Source organism: Deinococcus metalli (assembly GCF_014201805.1).
Classification (GTDB): domain Bacteria; phylum Deinococcota; class Deinococci; order Deinococcales; family Deinococcaceae; genus Deinococcus; species Deinococcus metalli.
Window position 1 is genome coordinate 101,610 of the sequence record NZ_JACHFK010000015.1, and the last position, 6,189, is coordinate 107,798.

Sequence of the window (6,189 nt, forward strand, 5' to 3'; positions counted from 1 at the left end):
TCCCCCAATTCATCATCAACTTCCGATATCGCTGAGCTATATTGAGCCATGCCCACCCATGACGGTGACCTCGACCTCTCCCTGCTGACCCTGCTGGAAGCCGGCGAGGCCTACGGGCTGGAGCTCGCCAAGGCCCTGCGCGAGCTGACCAGCGGCGACCTCGACCTGAACGCCGGCACCCTCTACCCGGCCCTGCACCGCCTGGAGGCGCGCGGCTGGCTCCAGAGCGACACCCGCCCCAGCGTCCGGGGCGGCCACCCCCTGCGCTACTACCGGCTCACGGACGCCGGGCAGGGCGCGCTGGACGCCAAGCGCGAGGCCTACCGCCGCTGGCACCAGGGCCTCACCGCCCGATGGGGGTCAAGGTGAATGCGCTGGAAGCCTACTTACGGCGGGCCAGCCGGGGCCTGCCCCGCGCCCACGGACGCCGGGTGCGCGAGGAACTCCGCGGCAGCGTGCTCGAGCGCGCCGCCGAGCATCAGGTCGCCGGGCACGGGGCCGAGCACGCCCTGGAGCTCGCCCTGCGGGAGTTTGGCGATCCCGTTCGCCTCGCCCGGGGCATGCAGCGGCTGTACAGCGTGCCGCGCCTCACCCTGCTGGCCCTGACCCTGAGCGGCCTGGGCGGCCTCATCACGCTGGGCATGATCCAGATGCCGCGCGCGGGCGCACTGGCCGCCCTGGTGCAGCCGGGCACCGACCTCAGCTGCCGGCCGGCCCCGCAGACTCCGTGGTGGGCAGTGCCCGGTGCCTGGGCGACCTGCAAGGCGAGCCGGGTGACCGACCACGGAGTCTTCCGGCTGGCCGACCTGCGCCGGGCACTCGAGGCCCAGGGTGCCCAGACCCGCGTCGTCAACACGTACTCGCTGTACGTCCGCTTTCCTGGCCAGCACCGGGAGGAACGCCTGGATCTCTCCATGGCCCTGCACTCCAGAAGTGGTGAGGCCCTGCTCGACAAGTACCGGCTGCTGTCCATCCTGGACGACCTGAGCGTCCCGGTCGCCCTGCGCGGCCTGCTCAACCCCACCCTGATGCTCGGCCCGCTGGAGGTGCCGCTCGGCACCCGGGCGGCACCGGTGCACGCGGCCGATCTGTTCGCCCACCGCGCCCTGCAGCTGGTGACCCCGGCGCTCACCCACGCGCTGCCCCGGGGAGCGTCCAGCGGGCTGGCCATCGTCGGGGCGACCTTCGACGAGCGCGCGGCCCCACGGTTGGCACTCCAGAACAGTGATGGGCAGCTTTTCGCGTTGGTCGACAACCTCGACTGTCTGCCGGAAGCCAGGCCGCGCTGTGACGGGCTGATGCTGCGGGTGCGGGCCGCTGGGGGCGGCAGCGTGCCGCTGCGCCCGAATGTGTGGACAGGGCAGACGCCCGCGCTGGTCGCCTCGCCCGCCGCCTTCCTGAACGCGACCAGAAGGGGCCGCGCGGCCGTCCTGATCTGGCAGCTGGACACCCGGGACGTGCGGGACATCAGGGTGCGGCCGGTGACGGGAGAGCGGCTGACGCCGCCGACCTGAGGGAATGAGCGGGGTTCCGGTGGATCACCCGTCTGAGGTCTGTCCCCCGCCTACAGCGGCCAGGTGTAGAACGCCCGGATCCACTCCCGAAAGGCGGCGTAGCGATCCCCCAGCAGGGCCCGCATCTGCCGATCCTGCTCGGCCAGGTACGCCCGCACGGCTGGGTCACGGGCCACCTCGGCCGCCGGCGACGAGGCGCTGAAGGGGCCGGTGAACACCTGGGCGCGGTCGGCCCCCACCAGGTCGTCGAAGCGGCGCTGCTCGGCTGGAGTCAGGGTCAGTAACGCCGCCCGGGACGCCGGCTGGTTGTCCCACACGAAGGATAGCACCGGCTTCTTGCCCCAGGGATCGTTGCGGAGGCGCACGGCGGCGGGCAGATCCACGGTCGCCGTGACGGCCCAGTCCCAGCGCTGACCATCCGGCGACACGGCGTCGAAGCCGCTGTGCAGGATGAAGCGCTGCCCCCCGACCGGGACGGTCACGAGGTCGGCGCGGATCAGGCGGTACAGGGTGTCCACGTCAGGCGCCGTAAACGGCGCGCCGAAGGCGGCCCCGAAGAAGGCAGCCATTACCGCACGTTTCTCGCGGGCCGTGCCCTGGGTGTCCCGCAGGACATAGCGGGCGACTGTGACCCGCCCGCCCTCTCGCCACACGCGCAGTTCAGCCGCCGGACTGCCCTTCAATCCATAGATCAGCACCTGCTCCTCATCCCCCGGCGTGAGGGTAGCCACCAGGCGGCAGCCGGACGCGAGGCAGAACGGGGTGCCCAGCAGGGGCGGTTCGGCGCCGCCGGCGAGCGAAGAAGAGACCAGTAGGGACAGCGCGAGGGCGAGGGGGCGCACACCTCAGGCTAGGGAGTGGAAGCTGACGGCAGGTGAGCAGCGTGGAGGCGGCATGGGGCACGCGCGCTCACGAATCCGGGGGCGATCCAGTGCAGAGTCCGGCCCCACCTCGGTTACGCCCTTGACATCTACATCTTCTTAGACACACTATATAGACAGACTAGAATACGGAGGGTGGTGGACATGAACCCAGACCTGCTGCGCGGCAACCTCGAGCTGATCCTGCTCTCCATCCTGGAGGCGGGCCCCCTCTACGGCCTGGCGATCATCCAGGAAGCGAAGGGCCGCACGAACGGCTACTTCGACTTCAAGGAGGGCAGCCTGTACCCGGCCCTCTACCGCCTGGAACGAGACGGCCTGCTGGTGGCCGAGACCGGCGAGATCGGCGGCCACGGCAAGCCGCGCAAGTACTACCGGCTGACCGAAGCGGGCCAGGCCCAGCTGCGGCACAAACGCCAGGAGTACGCAGCGTTCCAGCGGGCCATGCGGCACGTGACTGGTGGCGCGTGAGCGTGGCCACGCCCCCCCGCCTGCTCGCCTACCTGCGCCGGGCCACTCTCGGCCTGCCCCGCCACCGCCGGCAGGAGCTGTGGGACGAACTCGAAGACCACCTGCTCACCCGCAGCCGCCACCTGCAGGCCTCAGGCCACTCGCCGGACGCTGCCCTGGGACAGGCCCTGACGGAACTCGGCGCGCCCACCCGGGTCAGCGTGGGGATGGGCCGGGTCTTCCAGGTCAGACCCCTGACCTTCGCCCTGGGACTGCTGATGGCCTCGGCGACGCTGCTGGCCCTGCGGCCTGCCCCGGCCCCCGAGGTGCTGAATGTGCCCTCTCCGCTGGCCGCGTTCCAGGACTGCGCGGGAGCGCTGCCCTCTTGCCTGACCTCCACGCCGGGAGACGTCTGGTTGCAGCCTGAAGAGGTCGCCGCCGCGCTAAAACGCCAGGGCGTTCAGGCCAGCGTGAACAAGAACGGCGAAGTCATCATCATCTGGCAGGAAAAACAGATCACCGTGCCGACGTTCCTGACCGCTGGAGGTCAACCCTTCGTCGGCGCCGCCACCCTGACAGGTGTGCTGATGCAGGTCGAGCCCAGGCTGAGGGTGTGGGGCTACAACCGCATGCCCATCCTGCAGGCCGGTTCCGTGTCGCTGACCCTCTCCCCGGCCCAGGGCCAGATGACCAGCGCGGCCTACTACCGCAGCCTGGGACGCGTGCTGGTGGGGAAGTGGATGGCGGGAGTGACCGTCAAGCCCAGTTCCAGTAGTGACCCGCTGCACCGCCTGACCACTGCCCTGGCCCCTGGGGAGGTCGTGATGCTGGTGACCCGGAACGCGGACGGTTCCGTAGCGTTCGACGTCACGCCCGTGGGCACCAATGGCCGGGTCAGGCTGCACAGTCCCCACGCTCAGCTGACGCTTGTGACGACGGTCGGCGAGCTGCGACCGACTTCTGACCCGTTGATTCCCGCCCTGCTCGTGCGCCTCACGAACGTGCCGTTGGGGACTCCAGCTCCAGACACCGTGCCCGCCGACCTCCAACCCTGACCTGTTCCCCCCCTGCTCCCGGCGGCACCCGCCCCCGGGCGGCTTGTGGCCTTCCAGGAGGTCTCCCCATGCCCCGGTTCCTGATCACCCTGCTGTCCTGCGCCCTGCTCGCGCTGATCACCGCCGCGGCCGCCTGGCTCGCCTGGCCCACCGGGCGCGCCTTCTCCTTCCTCAACGACACCCGCCCGGTCTTCCGGATTGAGGCGGAGGAGAGCTTCGTGAACCTGCGCCCCGGGCAGCTCCCAAAAGCTGTGAAATATGACCTGGCCGGCACACTGAGCGCTCTGCAGGCTGAACTCGGAGCGCGGGCCTGGGTGTACGCGGTACCGAGCCAGTCCATGCAAAATCAGCTGCGTGCGGGATCACGGCAGGTCACTGGCATCGACACCATCGACACCCTGGGCCCCTACCGGGAGGCGCGCGGGCTGACCCTGCTCGCCGGCCGCGACCCCGGCCTCAACGTTCCCGAGCTCGTGCTGAGCGAGGCCGTTGCCCGGCAACTCGCCGACGACCCGCTCAGCCTGATCGGCCGGACGGTGATCCGCAACGAGCACGTCCTTCCAGAGCCCCTGACCGTGACCGGCATCGTGCGCCCGAGTCCCTGGCGCGGCCCCGAGGATCCCGACGCGGGGGGCTACCGGCGCGTCGATCCGGCCGCCCCGGGGAAGGATCGTTCCCTCTATGACCTGCTGACCCCGGCGGTCACGGTGGTGTTCCGGCAGGGCCCTTCGCCCGCCGACGTGGAGTTCCTGCAGACGTACACCCGCACCCGCCTGAAGGGCCTGCAGCTCACCGACCTGCGGGCCTTCCGGGGCACGCCCGAGGCGACGGCCGTCCGGGCCCGGCTTCAGCAGCGCGCGCGCTCACTGCCCCTCCTGGCTGGCCTGCTGGTGGGTTCCGGGCTGCTGTCGCTGGGCGCGCTGACGCTCTCCAATCTGCTGCGACGACGCGCGCTGCTGGGCATTGATCTGGCCCTCGGCGGGCGGCGGGGCCGGTTGCTGGGCGAGGAGCTGGGTCGAAACGTCGTGCCCGCGCTGCTGGGTTCGACTCTGGGCACCCCCCTGGTGTTCTTGCTGCCCTTAGCGCTGCCCGGGGTCGTGGTGGGGACGCCGCCCCTTCAGCTCCTGCTGCTCGGCGTCCTGCTTCCCCCGCTGGCCCTCGGGGGGCTGACCCTCCTGATCTGCGCGGGCGTGCTGCGTGAGTCCGTCGCCGGGCTGCTGCGCGGCGCCCGGCCCGGGCAGGTAGCCGTCCCGCTGCTGGGCGGGCTATTGATTGCCCTGAGCCTCGCGCTGGGCGGCGTGCTGAGTGCCCTGGGGGTGGAGGAGGGCCTGGACGCCCAGGCCCAGCGGGTCACCCGCGACTTCGGGCGGGTGCTGGAAGTCGCCACCTCGGGCTCGAGCGACGCCCGAAGAGGGACTTCACTCGCCAGCACGACCCGCGTCCTCACGGCCGATGACGCCCGCTGGCTCGCTGAGCAGCCCGGCGTGGCGTCCGCCGCCATCGGGGAGCGCATCAACGGCTTCCTGGACGTGCGCGGGCGGCGGGTCTACGTCAACCGCTTGGTCACCGGCGACCCAGAGTTGCTGGACGTGCTGGGGATCGCCCTGAGCCAGGGGCAGCCCGGCGGCTGCCTGCTGAACGCCGACTCGGCCCGCGCGTATGGGGTGAAGGTCGGCGATACCGTGTCCGTACCGGGCCGCGTGGGGGATCGGTTCTGCCGGGTGAGCGGACTCTACCCCCTGCCGGACGCCCTGACCCGCTTCGTGCTGGTGGACTTCCCGGAGGTCATCGTGCCACCGGAGATCGGCCTGCCCGGGCAACAGGGCCCGCTGCCGGGGATGACGGGCAAGGGGCCGACGGACGGGGTGCTGCGGACGACCACGCTGCTGGTGCGGTTGGATGAAGACCTCAGCCCGGCGCTCCAGACCCGGCTCCGGGACGCTCTGGAAACCCGCAGTCCAGGTCTGGCCTTCTCCCTCAAGCCCGCTGCTCCCAGCATCGACGCCCTGCTCGAGCGGCTCGCCCAGCAGGGCCGACTGTTCCTGGGGCTGGCCCTGGCGGCCGGACTATTGAGCGGCTTCGGGCTGCTGGGCGGCTTCCTGGCCTACCTGGACGCCACCCGCTACCGCGTGGCCCTCGACCGCGCGCAGGGGCTCAGCCGCTCCGCGCTGCGCCGCCGCTGGGCGCTGGGCGGCCTGGCCCTGGGGGGGCTGGGCTCGATCCTCGCCCTGGGACTGGCGACCGGGCTCACGCCCGCCCTCGCCAACGCCTTCTCGCTGGACGCGCCGC

The 6,189-nt window shown here is 71.4% G+C and carries 6 protein-coding genes; 5 read left to right on the forward strand and 1 reads right to left on the reverse strand.

Annotated elements, in window-relative coordinates; genetic code table 11:
- Positions 1-48 precede the first annotated feature (48 nt).
- The gene (locus tag HNQ07_RS21340; protein WP_184115597.1) at positions 49-369 is read left to right on the forward strand and encodes a PadR family transcriptional regulator; all 321 of its coding nucleotides are present in this window, start codon (positions 49-51) and stop codon (positions 367-369) included.
- Positions 366-1,514, forward strand: coding sequence for a permease prefix domain 1-containing protein (locus HNQ07_RS21345; RefSeq protein ID WP_184115599.1), 1,149 nt, complete (start codon positions 366-368; stop codon positions 1,512-1,514). The genes HNQ07_RS21340 and HNQ07_RS21345 overlap by 4 nt, the downstream gene beginning before the upstream one ends.
- Positions 1,515-1,564: 50 nt before the next feature.
- Here HNQ07_RS21345 and HNQ07_RS21350 read toward each other — a convergent pair whose 3' ends face one another.
- Positions 1,565-2,356 (reverse strand): hypothetical protein, encoded by a 792-nt coding sequence (locus tag HNQ07_RS21350; protein ID WP_184115601.1) that lies wholly within the window; start codon positions 2,354-2,356, stop codon positions 1,565-1,567.
- A gap of 183 nt (positions 2,357-2,539) precedes the next feature.
- On the opposite strand from HNQ07_RS21350, the gene HNQ07_RS21355 reads away from it, so the two are divergent.
- The 3 genes from HNQ07_RS21355 to HNQ07_RS21365 form a co-directional block, all read left to right on the forward strand.
- On the forward strand, positions 2,540-2,866 hold the full coding sequence (locus tag HNQ07_RS21355; RefSeq protein ID WP_184115603.1) for a PadR family transcriptional regulator: 327 nt from the start codon (positions 2,540-2,542) through the stop codon (positions 2,864-2,866).
- A 2-nt stretch (positions 2,867-2,868) separates the two neighbouring features.
- Positions 2,869-3,900: a permease prefix domain 1-containing protein gene (locus HNQ07_RS21360; RefSeq protein WP_184115605.1), complete on the forward strand. Its 1,032-nt coding sequence runs from the start codon at positions 2,869-2,871 to the stop codon at positions 3,898-3,900.
- Between the two features lie 68 nt (positions 3,901-3,968).
- On the forward strand, positions 3,969-6,189 hold a 2,221-nt coding region (locus HNQ07_RS21365; RefSeq protein WP_221275271.1), incomplete at its 3' end, for an ABC transporter permease.